The following is a 16147-nucleotide window of genomic DNA, read 5'->3' on the forward strand; positions in this document are numbered from 1 at the left end:
CAATAAACTGTCAACACTCTTTCCAGTTATTTGGTCACTCCAGTAGTCCGGCCCGCAGCGCGTCCACCAACTCGGGTTCCACGCCCAGCCGTTCGGTCGCGTAGCCGGACACGGAGCCGTAGGCCGCGCCGAGGTCGTCCAGCACGTGGCGCATGACCGCGGCCGGGGCGCGGCCGTAGCCGGGCCAGATCCGGTCGCGGTCCGGGTGGGCGGCGCGGTAGTCGGCGAGCAGCCGGTCGGTGGCCAGCTCGGTGCGGGCGAAGTCGGCGAGGACGTCGTCCTCGCCGACGCCCAGCAGGATGAGCACCAGGGCGGCGATCAGGCCGGTGCGGTCCTTGCCGGAGGCGCAGTGGAACACCAGCGGGCCGCCGTCGGGCCGATTTGCGGCCGCGATCAGGTCCAGGGCCTGGCGGATCTCCTTCACCCCGTCCTCGGCGACCTCGGCGTAGCGGTCGGCGAGGTGGCGCCAGGGGTCGACGTCCGGGTCGATCGCGGCCTGGTCGTACGGGCGGTGCTCGATGCTGAGGTTGTGGTACTCCAGGCCGGGCTGCTCGGGGACCCGGCCGGCCCGCTCGATCTCCCACGGGTAGCGCAGGTCGATCACCGTGCGCACGCCGAGGGCGAGGAAGCGCCGGTGGTCGGCGCCGCCCGGGGTGAGCTTGCCGAGCGAGTCGGAGCGGTAGAGCCGTCCCCAGCGCACCGTACGGCCGTCCGCCGCGGCGTAGCCGCCCAGGTCGCGGAAGTTGTACAGCCGGTCGAACGCGATATGTCTCGTCGTCATCGGCCCAGGCTAGTGACCTTGCGGTGGCGGGCCACCAGCAGGGCCGACAGTGCGCAGGCCGCCGCCGGGATCAGCTCCGCCCAGGCCAGCGGCCGGGCCGAGGACCGTGCCCCGCTCTGACCCACCGTCACGAAGGCGCCCATGGCGGCGACTCCGATCGTCGCCCCGACCTGGCGGATCGAGCTGAGCAGCCCGCCGGCCGCCCCGGCGGTTCCCTCGGGAGCGGTCGTCACCACCGCCGCGACCAGGGCGGGGAGGGCGAAGGAGACGCCGAAGCCGCAGCAGAGCAGACCCACCGTCAGCCCGGCGTACGGTGCCCCGGCGAGGACGGCGGCGCCGAAGGCCAGGCTGCCGGCGACCAGCAGCAGGAGCCCGCCCAGCACCGGTTTGGCCGGGCCGATCCGGGCCACGATCCTGCCGGTGAGCAGCGGGTTCACCGAGGGCGGCAGGGACATCGGGAGGAAGGCCAGACCGGTGGTCAGCGGGCTGAGCCGCCACTGCTGTTGCAGCAGCAGCGGCAGGACGAAGATCATGCCGGTCATCGCGAAGGTCACCGCGGCGCCGGCCAGCAGCAGCCCGGGTATCCCCGGCGCCCGGAGCAGTGCGGCGGACACCACCGGGGCGGCGCTGCGGCGCTCCAGCCGGAACAGCAGCGCTCCCAGGGCGACGGCCCCGGCGCCGGAGCAGGCCGCGTGCAGCAGCGATCCCGAGCCGAGCGCGATCAGGGCGTCCGTCAGCAGCCCCAGCGTCGCGCAGGCCGCGAGCTGGGCCGGCCAGTCGATCGGGGTCCGCCCGCGCGGGCCGCGGACCAGCGGGCCGGCGGTGAGCACCAGGGTGAGCGCCGCCAGCGGGACGTTGATCAGGAAGACCGCCCGCCAGCCGTCCAGGTCGACCAGCAGCCCGCCGAGCAGCGGGCCGCAGGCCATCGCGCTGCCGCTGATCGCGGCCCAGACGGAGACGGCCCTGGCCCGCTCGGCGGGCACCGGGTAGAGCCTGGTGATGATCGAGAGGGTGGCCGGCACGGTTGCCGCGGCGGCGGCGCCGAGCACCCCGCGCAGCAGCACCAGCGTCCACAGGTTCGGGGCGAAGGCGCTGAGCAGCGAGCCGAGGCCGAACACCGCGACGCCGATCCGGAGGGCGCGGTGCGCGCCGAAGCGGTCGCTGATCGCGCCGCCGGAGAGCAGCAGGGCGGCGAGGACCACGGTGTAGCCGGTGAACGCCCACTGCAGCCCGGCGGTCGAACTGCCCAGCGAGCGGGCCAGATCGGGTTCGGCCACGGACAGCACGGTGGTGTCGATGAGCACCATGAAGTACGCGGTGGAGATGCCGAGCAGGGCCCGGCGGCGGCCCGGCGGGGACGTGCCGGCCGCCGGCGTCCGGACGGCCGGGGTGAGCGAGGAGGTCATGCCGCCAATGTCGCGTCGGCGCCCGGGCCGCTCCACCGGCTCCGCCTGACGCTGCGTTCGGAATATCCGAACGCCCGGCCGGGTTGGCCCGCCCATGGAACTGCGGCAGCTGCGTACCTTCGAGGCGGTGGTCAACCACCGTACGGTCACCGACGCGGCGGCGGCGTTGGGGCTGGCGCCCTCGTCCGTCTCCGAGCAGATCCGGTCGCTGGAACGGTCGTTGGGGGTGGCGCTGTTCGACCGGGCGCCCCGGGGGATGACGCTCACCCCGGCCGGCGACCGGATGCTGGTCTGGTCGCGGCGGCTGCTGGACCAGGCCGAACTGGCCCGTGCCGAGGTGGTCGCCGCCCGGGCGCCGCTGCGGATCGGTGCGCTGGAGACCATCGCGGCCACCCATGTGCCCGGCATGCTGGCCCGGCTCGCGGACCGCTGCCCCGAACTCCGGGTGGAGATCCGCTCGGACGCGTCGCGGGACCAACTGCTGTCCGAGGTCGCCTCCGGAACGCTGGAGGCCGCGCTGCTGCTGGACACCGAGGGTCCGCTGGGTGAGCTGGGGTTCCGGCTGCCGCCGGTCCGGCTGGACTTCGTCGATCTGGAGCCGGTGCCGCTGGTGCTGGTCGCCGGACCGTCCCATCCGCTGGCCGGGGTCGCCGGGCTGACCAGGTCCGACCTGGCCGGCGAGCGGCTCTATGTGACCACGCCGGCCTGCTCGTTCTGGATGGCCGGCGAGCGGCTGCTCGGGGCCGACGTGGACCGGGTGCGCGCCGGGGGAGTCGCACTGACCCGGGCCTGCGCGGAGCAGGGCCTGGGCATCGCGCTGCTGCCCGAGTTCGCGGTGCGGGCCGCGCTGGAGGCGGGCAGCCTGGTCCGGCTGGACCTGCCGGTGCAGGCGCTGTCGATGCGGCTGGTCTGGCGCGGCGACCGCGAGGCCGTCCCCGGGCTGCGGGAGGTGCTCTACGCGGCGTCGGCGCTACCGTCGGCCCGGCCGTCGGCGCTACCGTCGGTCTGATCTCGCGGACCGGTCACTCGGCCAGTGCCTTCCGCTGCAGCAGGCGGCGCCGGCGCCGCTCGCGGAAGCCCACGTGCGGGCTCTGCACCAGCACGTTCCCGTGCTGCACCTGGCCGGAGACGGTCACCAGCAGCCGTACCGGCGTGCCGGGTTCCGGAGTGGCCGTGCGCTGCTGCATGTTGCCGCCGTGCAGTTCGACGCTGTCGAGCTGCACCACCACCTCGGGCGGGACGATCAGCCGGACGTTGCCGTGGCGCACGAAGATCTCCACGTCCAGTACGGGTGAGCTGATCGCGGCCTGGGTGAAGTCCAGCACCAGATTGCCGCTGCGGACCTCGACCTCCAGCCGGCGCGGCACGATCCAGGGGCCCATCCGCTGCAGGTTGGAGTGCCGGGCCTGGAGCCGGATCAGGTCCTTGGCGTCCGGGACCGGGACGGGGGCCGCAGGCAGCGGCGCGGCGCCGGTCGGCAGGTCCCGCACCAGGACGGCCAGCTCCCCGTAGGTGCGCGCCTCCAGGGCGGACCCGAGCCGCTCGTCCAGCTCCTCGGCGGTCAGCCGTCCGTCACCGGCGGCGACCCGCAACTGCTCGACGATCTCGTCGCGGTCCTCGTGCGAGGCGCGGAAAGTGTGGCGGTCATCGGGGCGGTGATCATCTGTGATCGGATCTCGCGACATATCGCGTATCCTATCGGCTGTCCCGCCGCCTGACGAGAGCACGCGTGGGGGTGGGCCTGGGGGCGGGCCTGGGCGCGGGCGACGGCCCGCGGGATCAGCGTGCGGTGGTGCCGCGGCCGGGCTCGGGGGTGGTGCTCCGGATCCGGGTCAGGAACTCGGCGTTGCCGGAGGAGTCCCGCAGCCGCTCCAGCAGCAGCTCGACGGCCTGCTGCGGTCCCTGGGTCTGCAGGGCCCGGCGCAGCCGCCGCATCGCGTCCAACTCGTCCGGGGTGGTGAGCAGTTCCTCGCGACGGGTGCCGCTGGGGGCGGGGCTGATGGCGGGGAAGACCCGGTGCGAGGCGAGGGTGCGGTCGAGGCGGAGCTCCATGTTGCCGGTGCTCTTCAGCTCCTCGAAGTAGTAGTCGTCGGCCCGGGATCCGGTCTCCACCAGGGCGGTGGCGATGATGGTCAGCGATCCGCCGCCCTCGATGCTGCGGGCCGCGCCGAAGAGCTTCTTGGGGGCCAGCAGGGCGCTCGCGTCCACGCCGCCGCTGAGGGTGCGGCCGCTGCCGGCGGTGGCGGTGGTGTTGTGGGCCCGGCACAGCCGGGTGATCGAGTCGAGCAGCAGGACGACGTCCTCGCCGGCCTCGACCAGGCGCTTCGCCCGTTCGACGGCGAGCTCGGCCAGGGCCGTGTGCTCCTTGGCGGGCTGGTCGAAGGTGGAGGCCAGCACCTCGCCGCGGACGGACCGGCGCATGTCGGTGACCTCTTCGGGGCGCTCGTCCAGCAGCAGCACCATGAGCCGGCACTCGGGGTGGTTGCGGGCCACGGAGTCGGCGACGGCCTGCAGCACAGCGGTCTTGCCGGCCTTGGGCGGGGCGACGATCAACCCGCGCTGGCCCTTGCCGATGGGCGCCAGCAGGTCGATCATCCGCGCGGTGAGGCCGGTCGGACCGGTCTCCAGCCGCAGCCGCTGATGCGGATGGACCGGGGTGAGGTCAGCGAAGTGCGGCCGTTTGAGCGTCAGTTCGGGCGCCCGGCCGTTGACGCGGACGATGGTCCCGGCGGCCGTCTCGACCAGGTCACCGCGGCGCAGGCCGTAGCGGCGGATCTGCTGTGCGGTGATCCGTACGTCGTCCGGCCCCGGCAGGTAGCCGCTGGTGCGCAGCACCCCGCCGGTGGCGTTGCGGCCGGTGGCGAGGTCGAAGACCCCGGCGGTGACGGTGGTGACGGGTGTTTCCGATGGTTCGGTGGTTTTTTTCGGGGGTTCAAGGATGGTGGTCATGATGGGGGTGTCCTCTCGCGGACAGGGCGAGGCAGGCGGCAGCAGGTGTCGGCAGGTGTCAGCTGGACATCGCCGGAAGTACGGCGGCGCGGCCTGCGGTGCAAGTGAGTGAAGGTGGAGCGGGGACTGCGTCTGGAAACCGGTCACAGAAAGACGGGCTGCGTCAGAGGGCAGTCGGTGGTGCGAAGAAGTACGGGCGCCCAGAACGGCGGATCTCACGTACTGAGACCACGTTAACAGCATTCGGCCGCCGTGGGAAGGGGCGATCGGTGGAGCGCCGCGTCCCAGGCACTTGTGAGAGCGCTCTCAGTGGCCCACCATCAGGGCTATGACTCTGCGAGCAACGGTCCGTCCGTACCGGCCGCAAGACCGCGACGCCCTGTACGACATCTGCGTGCGGACCGCCCACGACGGCGGCGACTCCCGGCACATCTACCCCGATCCGGAGCTGATGCCGAGCATCTTCGCCGCGCCCTACGCGGTCCTGGAGCCGGAGTTGGCCTTCGTCGTGGACGACGGCGAGCGGGCCGTCGGCTATGTCGTCGGCACCGCCGACACCGCGACCTTCGTCAAGCGCTACCGCACCGAGTGGCTGCCGACCCTGCTGGAGCGCTACCCGGAGCCGGAGCCGGACCGGGAGCCGTCGACGCCGACCGAGGTGATGGTGGGTCTGATGCACCGTCCGGAGCGGATGCTGGTGGCGGAGCTGGAGCGGTACCCGGCGCACCTGCACATCGACCTGCTGCCGAGCCACCAGCGGATGGGCCACGGCCGCGAGCTGATGGACGCGCTCTTCGGCGCGCTCCGCTCGGCCGGAGTGCCCGCGGTGCACCTGGGCATGGTCACCGCCAACACCGCGGCCAGGGCCTTCTACGACCGCCTGGGCTTCCACGAGATCCCGGTCGCCGACCCCGGACCGCTCAGCTACCTGGGGCACTCGACGCACTGAGCCCCGTCCCCGGCGTCGTTCCCGTTCCCGTCCCCGGCGACGGGCCGGAGTAGCGGCGGCGGTAGGCGGTGGGGGTGAGCCGGACCCGGCGCGACAGATGGTGCCGCAGCGAGTCCGCACTGCCCAGGCCGCTGCGCTCGGCGACCCGTTCCACCGGGAGGTCGGTGAGTTCCAGCAGCTCCCGGGCCCGGTCCACGCGCTGGTCCAGCAGCCACTGGAGCGGCGTCAGCCCGGTCTCGGCCTGGAACCTGCGGGTGAGGGTGCGGACGCTGGTGTGGGCGTGGGCGGCCAGGTCGACCAGCGCGAGCGGCTGGTCGAGCCGGCCGAGCGCCCAGGCCCGGGTCCCGGCGAGCGAGAACGCGCCGGCTGCGGACGGCGGCTCTGCGGCCACCTGGGCCTGGTCGCCGTACCGGGCCGGCGAGACCACCGCGAGCCGGGCCACTGCGGCTGCCACCGCCGCGCCGTGGTCGGACCGCACCAGGTGCAGGCACAGGTCCATCCCGGCCGCGAGCCCGGCCGAGGTGAGCACCGCGCCGTCGTCGACGAAGAGCACGTCGCCGACCACGTCCACGGCCGGGAAGCGCTGCGCCAGCTCGGCCGAGAACGGCCAGTAGGTGGTGGCCCGGTGCCCGTCGAGCAGCCCGGCCTGGGCGAGGACGAAGGCCCCGGTGCAGATGGACGCGATCCGGCTGCCGGCGGCCGCGGCCCGGCGCAGGGCCGCCAGCACCCGGGGGTCGGCCTCGCTGCGGGCGCCGGTGCCGGTGACGATCACGGTGTCGGCGCCGTCCACCACCTCCAGCCCGTGCCGGACCGAGACCTGCAGGCCGCCGTAGGCCTCGACCAGTCCGGGGTCGGGGGCGCCGACCCGTACCTCGTAGGCGGGGGCACCGTTCACCAGGGCCGAGCCGAAGACCAGTTCGGGGATGGACAGGTCGAAGGTGGTGGCCGGGGGTACGGCCAGGACGGCGACGCGGTGCATGGCCGGATCCTCCGGTTCTCGGTCGTTTTCGCCGGTGGTCGCCGACCGGGCGGCGGCCGCAGGCTGGAAGCGCGGCCCGCTCCGAGCAGCAACTCCCCTCGGAGCCGGGCCCATTCCCGCTGCGCCCACCCTTGTCTGGAGCTCTCATGTCCCGTCATGTCGTCGTCGGAGCCGGTGCCACCGCCCGGGCCACCGCACTGCTGCTCGCCGAGGAGGGCGTGTTCGTGACCCAGGTCTCCCGGCGCGGCGGCGGCGCCGACCACCCGCTGGTCGAGCGGGTGGCGGCGGACGCCGGCGACAGCGGTCTGCTGGCCGAACTGGCCACCGGCGCCGAGACGCTGATCAACTGCGCCATCCCGGCCTACGACCGCTGGGTCGCCGAGGTGCCGCCGTTCGCGGCCTCGCTGCTGGCGGCGGTGGAACGGACCGGGGTCGGCTACGTCATGCTCGGCAACCTCTACGGCTACGGCCATGTGGACGGGCCGATCACCGAGGACCTGCCGATGGCGCCGGTCTCGGCCAAGGGCCGGGCCCGCGCGCAGATGTGGCTGGACGCCCTGGCCGCGACCGAGGCCGGGCGGGTGCGGGCCACCGAGGTGCGGGCCGCGGCCTTCCTCGGCCGGGGTGCGGTGAGCACCTTCACGCTGGGCATCGCCCGGCAGGTGCTGGCCGGCGAGGTCGCCACCTACCCGGGTCGCCTCGATGTACCGCAGTGCTGGTCGGACGTCCAGGACGTGGCCCGCACGCTGGTCGCGGCGGCCCGCGACGACCGCTCCTGGGGCCGGGCCTGGCACGCCCCGGCCACCGCCAACATCCCGGTCGGCGAGCTCACGCGGCGGTTCGCCGAGCTGACCGGCGCACCGGAGCCGCACCTGGAGCGCCTGGACCGGGAGGCCCTGGCCGGGCTCGCCGCGGACTCCCCGATCCTCGGCGAGCTGGTCGAGATGCTGTACGCCACCGAGAACCCGCACATCCTGGACTCGACCGGGACCGAGCGCGCCCTCGGCCTCACCGCCACGCCGCTGAACCAGGTCCTGCTCGCCACGGCCGACGGGCTCGACGGGTCGGACCGCACCTGACCTGACCTGACCTGATCGTTCGCGCCATGGTCGGACCCCCGTTGTCAGACCCCCCTGCCAAGCTGGGGAAGAGACGGACCCAGCGGCGGGTGGCAGGAGCGGCGACATGGCTGAAGCGGACAGTGGATGGCGGCGTCCCGGACAGGACCTGTGCCTGCGGCGGCACGCGCTCACGCAGGCCGAGTGCGTGCTGCCGGACACGCACTACCCCGGGCCCCATCTGGCGCTCGACGGAACGCTGTGGCACGACGGGCTGTGCGGTGAGTGCCACGGCGACGGTGTGTCGGCCGGAGCACCCTGCGGGACCTGCAAGGGCGTCGGCTTCGCGGTGGTCGACTCGGAGGACGCCTGAGCGAGGACGCCTGAGCAGGGGCTGTGAGGCGGATCACCCTGGGGGTGGGCCGTCCGGAGTCTTTCGGCCACCTGTGCGGAGGATAAGCTCCGCCGATGATCCGAACCGCGCGGGACGCCGCAGAACCAGGCATACCGGGACAGAGCAGGCCGAGCCGGCTGGTCGTCCTGGACGGTCTGCGCATCCTCGCCGCGCTGACGGTGATGTTCCACCACTACGTCGGCTTCGGTGGCAGTGCGACCGGCAGCCACAACGCCTGGGGCCGGCCGATCCGCGCGGTGTTCCCGCACGCGGCCCAGCTGGGCGCCTACCTGTGGACCGGCGTCTGCCTGTTCTTCCTGATCAGCGGCTTCGTCATCTGCATGAGCAGCTGGGGCAAGGGCCTCGGCGCCTTCTTCACCTCCCGGGTCACCCGCCTCTACCCGGCCTACTGGTTCGCGGTCCTGGCCACCACGGCGGTGCTCACGGTCTGGCCGATGGTGGCCCAACCGCTGGACCACTACTCCGTCCTCGCCAATCTGACGATGTTCCAGACCGGCCTGGGCAACCTCAACTCGGACGCGGTCTACTGGACCCTCTGGTTCGAGCTGCGGTTCTACCTGCTGTTCGCCCTGGTCGTCTGGAAGGGCGTGACCTACAACCGGGTCGTCGCCTTCTGCCTGGTCTGGACGGTCGCCGGGCTGCTGAGCCCGGTCGTCAACGAGCCGCTGCTCAACCTGGTCGTGATGCCCTCGGCCTCGTCCTTCTTCATCGCGGGGCTGGCCTACTACCTGATGTACCGGTTCCGCCAGAACCTGCTGCTGTGGGGGATCGTCGGGGTCAACCTGATCGTCTCGATCAACTACGCGGTCGGGCGGCAGCGCTCCATCGACTGGTGGCTCGGCCACCACCACTACCCGGTCTGGCCCGACGCCCTCCTGGTCGTGCTCTGCTACGCGGTGATGGCGCTGGTGGCGCTGGGCCTGCTCTCACGGATCCAGTGGAAGTGGCTGACCTGGGCCGGAGCGCTCACCTACCCGTTCTACCTGGTGCACGAGAACATCGGCTGGACCATGATCCGGCTGCTGCACCACCGCATCCCCCCGTGGCCCCTGGTCGGCCTGACCGCCGTCACCATGCTGGTCTTCGCCTGGCTGGTGCACCGCCTGGTGGAGCGCCCGGTGGCCCGGCTGCTGAAGCGCGGCATCACCAGCGCCCTGGACGAGTACCGGGCCCACGCCCGGGCTGCGAAGGCCGTCCCGGCCCCGGAGACCGTCCCGCAGCAGCAGGCCGCCCAGCAGGAGCGGCACGAGCACCAGGAGCTGGCCGGCACGGCGCGGCGCTGATCGGCGCCGGTGGTGCCCGGAACGTCCGCCGCAGTGCCAAGCTGTGGCCAGGACGAACGAGGGAGTACCGGTGGGTGTGCGTTTCCAGGAGCTCGACTGGCGCCGGACGGACCTGGGCGAGCTCGTGCTCCGTCGCCGCCGCTACCCCGATGTGGCCGGGGAGAGCCGGGACGTCTACGAGATCAAGCTCAATGACGAGTACCTGATGTCGAGCCTGTTCACCGTCGCCGAGCTGGAGCTCGGACGGCTGGCGCTCGCCGAACTGGCGGACGGCACCGCCCCGGATTCCGCTCAGGAATCCGCCCTGGACGTGGTCGTCGGCGGCCTCGGGCTCGGCTGCACCGCCCAGGCCGTGCTGGAGAGCCCGGCGGTGCGCTCGCTGGTGGTGGTGGATGCGCTCGCCGAGGTGATCGAATGGCACCGGCGGGAGCTGATCCCCTCCGGGCTCGGTTCCGACCCGCGCTGCCGGCTGGTGCAGGGCGACTTCTTCGCGATGGTCCGGGACCGGTCAGGGCTCGACCCGGACGCTCCGGACCGGCGCTTCCACGCCATCGTCGTCGACATCGACCACTCACCGCGCCATCTGCTGCACCCCGGCAACGCCGACCTCTACCAGCCGGAGGGACTGCGCCGCCTCGCCGAGGGGCTCCACCCCGGCGGGGTGTTCGCGCTCTGGTCCAACGACCCGCCGGAGCAGGAGTTCCTGGCAGCGCTGGGCCAGGTGTTCGCTGAGGCGAGGGCGGAGGTCGTCACCTTCGACAATCCGCTGCAGGGCCGCGAGGCCGCCAACACCGTCTACCTCGCGAGGACGGCCGCCCTCTCCGGGGCACCCGGCTAGCTCAGGGCGGCGGCGATCGCCAGCCCGAGCCCGCCGCCGGTCAGGCGGGCGGCGCGGCGGTGGAGTTGCGGATGATGAGCTCGGTGCCCAGTTCCATGTGCTCCATGAGCAGCTTCTGTCCCTCGATCAGGGACAGCAGGGCGAGGGCGGCCTTCTGGCCCATGTCATGCAGCGGCTGGCGGACGGTGGTGAGGCCGGGGAAGCTCTGTGCGGCCTGCGGGAGGTCGTCGAAGCCGACGAAGGAGAAGTCGTTCGGCACGGTGAGACCGCAGGAGCGTGCGGCGTCTATGGCGCCGAGCGCCAGCAGGTCCGCTCCGGCGACCAGGGCGGTGGGGCGGTGCTCGGAGATCAGCCGGCCGGCCGTGCGGAAGCCGCTGGCGTAGGTGAAGTCGCAGGTGGCGACCAGTTCCTCGGCGACCTCGAGACCGGCGAGCCGCATGGCGTCCTGGAAGCCCCGGAAGCGGATGGACGTGCTCTCCAGGTCCTCGCCGCCGCGCAGATAGGCGATGCGGGTGTGGCCCAGGTCGATGAGGTGCTGGGTGCCCTGACGCATGCCGTGGTAGTTGTCCACGGTGATCCGGGGCAGTGGCACGTCCAGTCGGCGGGGGTCGATGACCACGCAGGGCAGCTTGCGTCGCCGCAGCAGTTCGATCGTCTCGTCCTCCAGGACGGGGGCGATCAGCAGCAGGCCGTCCACCAGGCCGCCGGCCAGGAACTCGATCCGGTCCTTCTCCCTTCCTGCGTCATGGTAGGAGGCGTTGACCAGCAACTCCTGTTCAGCGCCCGCGAGTTCGTCGGCGACGCCGCGCAGGATCTCCAGGCCGTACTGGTTGGTCAGGTCCAGGGCGATCAGGCCGACCAGTCCGCTGCGGCCGGTCTTGAGATTGCGGGCCGCCTGGTTGGGCCGGTAGCCGAGCTTGGCCGCGACTTCCAGGACGCGCCGCCGGGTCTCGTCAGAGGCCCCCGGCTTGCCGCTGATCACATTGGACACCGTCATCGCCGATACCCCGGCCTCCTCGGCCACCTGCGCGATCGTTACCCGCCCTGCCACCCCGCTGACCCCTCCATCGCTGCCGCAACACTCCTGGGGAAACTTTAACGATAAGTAACCGGCAGCGTCAATGAACGGCCCCGAACGGCCCACAATGGCCCCCAGTGGCCTTCAGCAGGGCGAAATGCCCGCTCCAGCCGGTCCGACGGGGCCTGATCATTCACATGAGGTTTCGTCTAGATGTCCTCTAAGTTTTGCGTTACAGTCCCGTCCGTCGGCGCCGAAAGTACGCCGCGCCCCGGGCCGAGGCCCGGTTCCACGCCCACCGGTCCCGCCCACACGGCAGTGGACGGTCGGCGAGAACCCATCCGACATGACAGCTGAGGTGTGCAATGAAGCGCTCTGGGAGAAGTCTCGCGATCACCACCACGATTGCCGCCATGGCGATAACGCTGACCGCGTGCGGCAGCGGCAGTACGTCGGCGGTGTCCAGCGACGGCACCGTGACCATCCACGTGCAGGGCTGGAAGGGCGGCGGCTCGGAGCCGGCCAACGTCGCGGCGATCAACAAGGCGTTCGAGGCAGCGAACCCCAAGATCAAGGTCGACTACGAGTACATCACCGCCAACGACACCTACCTGCAGAAGCTCAACCCCGAGCTGCTCGGCGGCAAGGCGGGCGACGTCATCATGGTGGACACCACCAAGATGAAGACCTGGGGCGCTTCCGGCTACCTCGCCGACCTGTCCAACGAGTCCTGGGCCGCGAACATCGCCTCCGACGCCAAGCCCTTCGCGACCACCGGCGGCAAGACCCTCGCCATGCCGATGGAGCTCATCGGCATCGGCCTGTACGCCAACATGAGCCTGCTGAAGAAGGTGGGCATCACCGAGTCCCCCAGCGACTGGCCGACCTTCCTCGCCGACCTCGCCAAGCTCAAGGCCGCCGGCATCAACCCCATCTCGCTGCCCGACAAGAGCGCCTGGACCGGCAGCTCCGTCTTCCAGGCCGCCGGATCGACCCTGGTCTACCAGGCGAACAAGTCCTGGGACGCCGACTTCCTGGCCGGCAAGGCCTCCTTCGACCCCGACTGGAAGTCCTCGCTCGAGCAGTTGAAGACCCTGGAGGACAAGGGCTACGTCAACTGGAAGAACGAGCTGGGCATCGACGAGTGGTCCCAGGGCGCCACCGACTTCAGCGCCGGCAAGAGCGCCTTCTGGTACCAGGGCGCCTGGCAGGTCTCCAGCACCGAGAAGGCCGGTTTCCCGATCTCCTTCACCGCCTGGCCGGCCGGCGCCGCCGGCACCAAGCCCAACGACATGCTGTTCTCCGGCACCATGTGGGCCGTCAACGCCGCCTCCAAGCAGAGCGCCGCCGCCCGCAAGTACGTCGAGTTCTGGTCGCAGAGCGCCAACCTCTCCCAGTACCTGACGGCCGAGAACGCCGAGTCCCCCTTCACCGGCGGCACCACCCCGGAGAACACCTCCACCGCGGCGTTCACCGCCGCGTTCAAGGAGGGCCGCTACCGCATCCTGCCCTCCGACTCCTGGTACGCCTCGACCAGCGAGAACACCACCGGCGCCAAGATCCAGGCGTACCTGGGCGGTTCGGCCTCCGAGGAGCAGACCCTCAAGGACATCCAGACCGCGGCCAACGCGAAGTAACCAGGCCCGTCCCTGGTCAAGCCGCGGCGGGGCGAGGCTTCCCGCCTCCGTTCCGCCCCCGCCCGGCTCTCCAGGCAGAAGGAGGACCCACCGTGTTCCACCGACGGCGCGCCACCATGGCCGCCTTCCTGCTCCCGGCGATCGTCGTCTACGGCCTGTTCATGCTCTATCCGCTGGCCCGCGGTCTCTATCTGAGCATGACCGACAGTCTTGGTGGCCCGATGGCCGACTTCGTCGGCACCAAGAACTACCAGACCATGGCCAGTGACTCCGAAGTCGTCGCCGCGCTGTGGCACACGGTGCTGTACGCCGTGGTCGTCGTGGTCGCCCAGAACGCCCTCGGACTGCTGTTCGCGAGCATGTTGTTCCGCCGCGCCAGGGTCCGCAAGCTGCTCAGCGTCGTGCTGCTCACCCCGACGCTGATATCCCCGGTCATGGCCGCCTTCATCTGGACCTACCTGTTCGCCCCCGACGGCGGCATCAACGGACTCCTGGACGCGGTGGGCCTGCACAGCCTCGACCACGTCTGGCTCGGCGACACCTCAACCGCGCTCTACTCGGTGGCCGCCGTCAACATCTGGATGTTCACCGGCTACTCCTGTGCGATCTTCCTCGCCAGCTACATGAGCATGCCCGCCGAGCTCCTGGAAGCCGCCGCCCTGGACGGCGCGACCGGCTGGCGGCGCTTCACCAGCATCGAATGGCCACTGCTCGCGCCAGCCCTCACCGTCAATGTGACGCTCAGTCTGATCGGCTCGCTCAAGGTCTTCGAGTTCCCCCTGGTACTCACCAACGGCGGCCCGGCCGGATCCACCGAGACGCTGACCCTGCTGGTGTACCGCAATGTCTTCGGCGGCGGAAAGTTCGCCTACGGCGTCGCCCTGTCGGTGCTGCTGCTGGTGACCGTGGTGGTCCTGTCCAGCGCCACCTCCTCCCTGCTCCGGCTCCGCGAGCGACGAATCTGACCACGGGAAGCTGACGGAACCGACACCATGACTGCATACTCCCGACAGCTGCGCCGCCTCGCCCACGGGCTCGGCACCGTTCTGCTGTGCCTCGGCACGCTGCTGTTCGTCCTGCCCTTCCTCTTCACCGTCGCCACCTCGCTGCGCACCGCCGCCGACGTGGCCCGCTCCCCGCTGGGCCTGCCGCACACCTTCACGCTGAAGAACTTCTCCGCCGCCTTCAGCCAGATCCAGTACGGCACCAGCACCCTCAACACCCTGCTGATCACCAGCCTGTCCTGCGTCGCCGTCACCGCCGTCGGCTCGCTCGCCGCCTACCCGCTGGCCCGGATCACCCAGGGCTGGTCCACCGCCGTGTACCGGCTGTTCATCCTCGGCACGTCCGTCCCCGTGTTCGTCGTCATCGCACCGCTCTACCTGCTGATGCGCGACATGAACCTGCTCGACAGCTACGCCGGGATCATCCTCATCTACACCGCGCTGAACCTGCCGGTCGCGGTCTTCTTCTACACCAGCTTCATCCGCTCCATCCCGCCCGAACTGGAGGAAGCGGCCGCCATCGACGGCTGCGGAGCCTTCCGCACCTTCTTCACCATCATCCTGCCGCTGCTCCGCCCGGTCACCAGCACCCTGCTGACCTTCGTCTCCCTGCAGATCTGGAACGACCTGCTGGTCCCCCTGGTGTTCCTGCAGGACCCCGGCAAGCGCACGGTCATGGTCAACGCCTACTCGCTGATCGATCCGCACACCGTGCAGCCGACCACCCTGTTCCCCGCCGCGCTGCTCGGCGTCCTGCCGCTGCTGGTGATCTTCATCTTCTTCCAGCGCCAGGTGGTCGCCGGGATGTCCGCCGGGGCGGTCAAGTGAGGCACCCGGCCACGCCCCGCTGACACCGAAACGCGCACCGCCGCGCACCGCCGCGCACCGAAACGCACCGCACCGCACGACGACTCCGCCGTCCCCAGGGCACCGCCATGCCCGGACGCCCCTCCGAAGGGCCCCAGCACCCATGTACGTGGTCTCCTACTTCACCGACGCCGACGAGGCGCTCCATCTGGCCTACAGCCACGACGGCCAGGCGTTCGCGACGGTGAACGGCGGCCGCCCCGTGCTCCGGGGCACCGTCGGCACCGGCCGACTGCGCGACCCCTTCATCGGCGTCGGCCCGGACGGCCTGTTCCACCTGCTCGCCACCGACGGCTGGACCAGCCCGCTGATCGTCCACGCCAGCTCGGCCGACCTGGTCGACTGGTCCGCCCAGGAACTCCTGCCGGTGATGGCGGGCGTCGAAGGCGCCCTCAACGCCTGGGCCCCCGAGTTCTTCCTGGACCGGGCGACCGGCCTCTACCACCTCATCTGGTCCTCCGTCGTCGAAGCCGGCGGCAGCGCCGAAGGCCGCGACTTCGAGCACAACACCCAGAACCACCGCATCTGGCACTGCACCACCCGCGACTTCGTCTCCTTCTCCGCCCCCGGCCTCTTCTTCGACCCCGGACACTCCGTCATCGACGCCACCGTCCGGGCCCTGGACGGCGGCGGCTTCCTGATGGCCTACAAGGACGAACGCGGCACCAACGACCTGGACACCGCCCACAAGAACATCCACCTGACCACCTTCACCATCCCCGGCGGCCCCTACACCGCCTCCGCCGGACCGGTCACGCCCTCCGTGGTCGAGGGGCCCTCCATCTTCCGTCGCGGCGAGGAGATGGTGATGATCTTCGACCACTACCTCGAAGGCAGCTACGGAGCCTCCCGCAGCCGCGACGGACTCGCCTGGGAACGCGTCCCCCTGGACCTCCCCCCCGGCATGCGCCACGCCTCCGTCCTCAAGACCGCGCATCTGCCCGCGCTCTCCGCGCGGTAGGC

The 16147-nt window shown here is 71.4% G+C and carries 16 protein-coding genes; 10 read left to right on the forward strand and 6 right to left on the reverse strand.

Annotation, left to right across the window (positions count from 1 at the left end):
• Positions 1-34: 34 nt before the first annotated feature.
• Together ABUW04_RS06380 and ABUW04_RS06385 are read right to left on the reverse strand one after the other, a co-directional pair.
• The gene (locus ABUW04_RS06380; protein ID WP_380563510.1) at positions 35-781 is read right to left on the reverse strand and encodes a tyrosine-protein phosphatase; all 747 of its coding nucleotides are present in this window, start codon (positions 779-781) and stop codon (positions 35-37) included.
• Complete coding sequence (locus ABUW04_RS06385) at positions 778-2187, reverse strand: MFS transporter (RefSeq protein ID WP_380563511.1); 1410 nt, start codon at positions 2185-2187, stop codon at positions 778-780. The genes ABUW04_RS06380 and ABUW04_RS06385 overlap by 4 nt, the downstream gene beginning before the upstream one ends.
• Before the next feature lie 94 nt (positions 2188-2281).
• Here ABUW04_RS06385 and ABUW04_RS06390 point away from each other — a divergent pair, with 94 nt between their 5' ends.
• The gene (locus tag ABUW04_RS06390) at positions 2282-3196 is read left to right on the forward strand and encodes a LysR family transcriptional regulator (protein ID WP_380563512.1); all 915 of its coding nucleotides are present in this window, start codon (positions 2282-2284) and stop codon (positions 3194-3196) included.
• A gap of 13 nt (positions 3197-3209) precedes the next feature.
• Here ABUW04_RS06390 and ABUW04_RS06395 read toward each other — a convergent pair whose 3' ends face one another.
• Together ABUW04_RS06395 and rho are read right to left on the reverse strand one after the other, a co-directional pair.
• Positions 3210-3872, reverse strand: coding sequence for a DUF1707 SHOCT-like domain-containing protein (locus ABUW04_RS06395; RefSeq protein ID WP_380563513.1), 663 nt, complete (start codon positions 3870-3872; stop codon positions 3210-3212).
• A gap of 94 nt (positions 3873-3966) precedes the next feature.
• A complete protein-coding gene (rho, locus tag ABUW04_RS06400) occupies positions 3967-5136 on the reverse strand; it encodes a transcription termination factor Rho (protein WP_380563514.1) in 1170 nt (389 codons plus the stop codon).
• Positions 5137-5464: 328 nt separating this feature from the next.
• Here rho and ABUW04_RS06405 point away from each other — a divergent pair, with 328 nt between their 5' ends.
• The gene (locus tag ABUW04_RS06405) at positions 5465-6085 is read left to right on the forward strand and encodes a GNAT family N-acetyltransferase (RefSeq protein WP_380563515.1); all 621 of its coding nucleotides are present in this window, start codon (positions 5465-5467) and stop codon (positions 6083-6085) included.
• Here the strand turns inward: ABUW04_RS06405 and ABUW04_RS06410 are convergent.
• Positions 6057-7064 (reverse strand): GlxA family transcriptional regulator, encoded by a 1008-nt coding sequence (locus tag ABUW04_RS06410; protein ID WP_380563516.1) that lies wholly within the window; start codon positions 7062-7064, stop codon positions 6057-6059. The genes ABUW04_RS06405 and ABUW04_RS06410 overlap by 29 nt on opposite strands.
• Positions 7065-7210: 146 nt before the next feature.
• Here ABUW04_RS06410 and ABUW04_RS06415 point away from each other — a divergent pair, with 146 nt between their 5' ends.
• The 4 genes from ABUW04_RS06415 to ABUW04_RS06430 all read left to right on the forward strand — a co-directional run bounded on the left by ABUW04_RS06415 (position 7211) and on the right by ABUW04_RS06430 (position 10658).
• Complete coding sequence (locus ABUW04_RS06415; protein ID WP_380563517.1) at positions 7211-8143, forward strand: NAD-dependent epimerase/dehydratase family protein; 933 nt, start codon at positions 7211-7213, stop codon at positions 8141-8143.
• Between the two features lie 106 nt (positions 8144-8249).
• Positions 8250-8495: a hypothetical protein gene (locus ABUW04_RS06420; RefSeq protein ID WP_030261114.1), complete on the forward strand. Its 246-nt coding sequence runs from the start codon at positions 8250-8252 to the stop codon at positions 8493-8495.
• Positions 8496-8590: 95 nt separating this feature from the next.
• Entirely contained in the window at positions 8591-9820 is a 1230-nt protein-coding gene (locus ABUW04_RS06425) for an acyltransferase family protein (protein ID WP_380563518.1), read from the forward strand.
• Positions 9821-9890: 70 nt separating this feature from the next.
• On the forward strand, positions 9891-10658 hold the full coding sequence (locus ABUW04_RS06430; RefSeq protein ID WP_380563519.1) for a spermine/spermidine synthase domain-containing protein: 768 nt from the start codon (positions 9891-9893) through the stop codon (positions 10656-10658).
• Between the two features lie 40 nt (positions 10659-10698).
• On the opposite strand, the gene ABUW04_RS06435 is transcribed toward ABUW04_RS06430, so the two are convergent.
• Complete coding sequence (locus tag ABUW04_RS06435; RefSeq protein ID WP_380563520.1) at positions 10699-11709, reverse strand: LacI family DNA-binding transcriptional regulator; 1011 nt, start codon at positions 11707-11709, stop codon at positions 10699-10701.
• 380 nt (positions 11710-12089) lie between these two features.
• On the opposite strand from ABUW04_RS06435, the gene ABUW04_RS06440 reads away from it, so the two are divergent.
• From ABUW04_RS06440 to ABUW04_RS06455, 4 genes are all read left to right on the forward strand, one after another.
• On the forward strand, positions 12090-13313 hold the full coding sequence (locus ABUW04_RS06440; protein ID WP_380563521.1) for an ABC transporter substrate-binding protein: 1224 nt from the start codon (positions 12090-12092) through the stop codon (positions 13311-13313).
• Positions 13314-13405: 92 nt separating this feature from the next.
• Positions 13406-14278 carry a carbohydrate ABC transporter permease gene (locus ABUW04_RS06445; RefSeq protein WP_380563522.1) on the forward strand — a complete coding sequence of 291 codons (873 nt, stop codon included), beginning with the start codon at positions 13406-13408 and terminating at the stop codon, positions 14276-14278.
• Between the two features lie 27 nt (positions 14279-14305).
• The gene (locus tag ABUW04_RS06450; RefSeq protein ID WP_380563523.1) at positions 14306-15145 is read left to right on the forward strand and encodes a carbohydrate ABC transporter permease; all 840 of its coding nucleotides are present in this window, start codon (positions 14306-14308) and stop codon (positions 15143-15145) included.
• A 142-nt stretch (positions 15146-15287) separates the two neighbouring features.
• Positions 15288-16145 carry a glycoside hydrolase family 43 protein gene (locus ABUW04_RS06455; protein ID WP_380563524.1) on the forward strand — a complete coding sequence of 286 codons (858 nt, stop codon included), beginning with the start codon at positions 15288-15290 and terminating at the stop codon, positions 16143-16145.
• The last annotated feature ends 2 nt before the right edge of the window (positions 16146-16147 follow it).

Origin of the sequence: Streptacidiphilus jeojiensis, from assembly GCF_042510965.1 — a bacterium.
Taxonomy (GTDB): Bacteria; Actinomycetota; Actinomycetes; order Streptomycetales; family Streptomycetaceae; genus Streptacidiphilus; species Streptacidiphilus jeojiensis.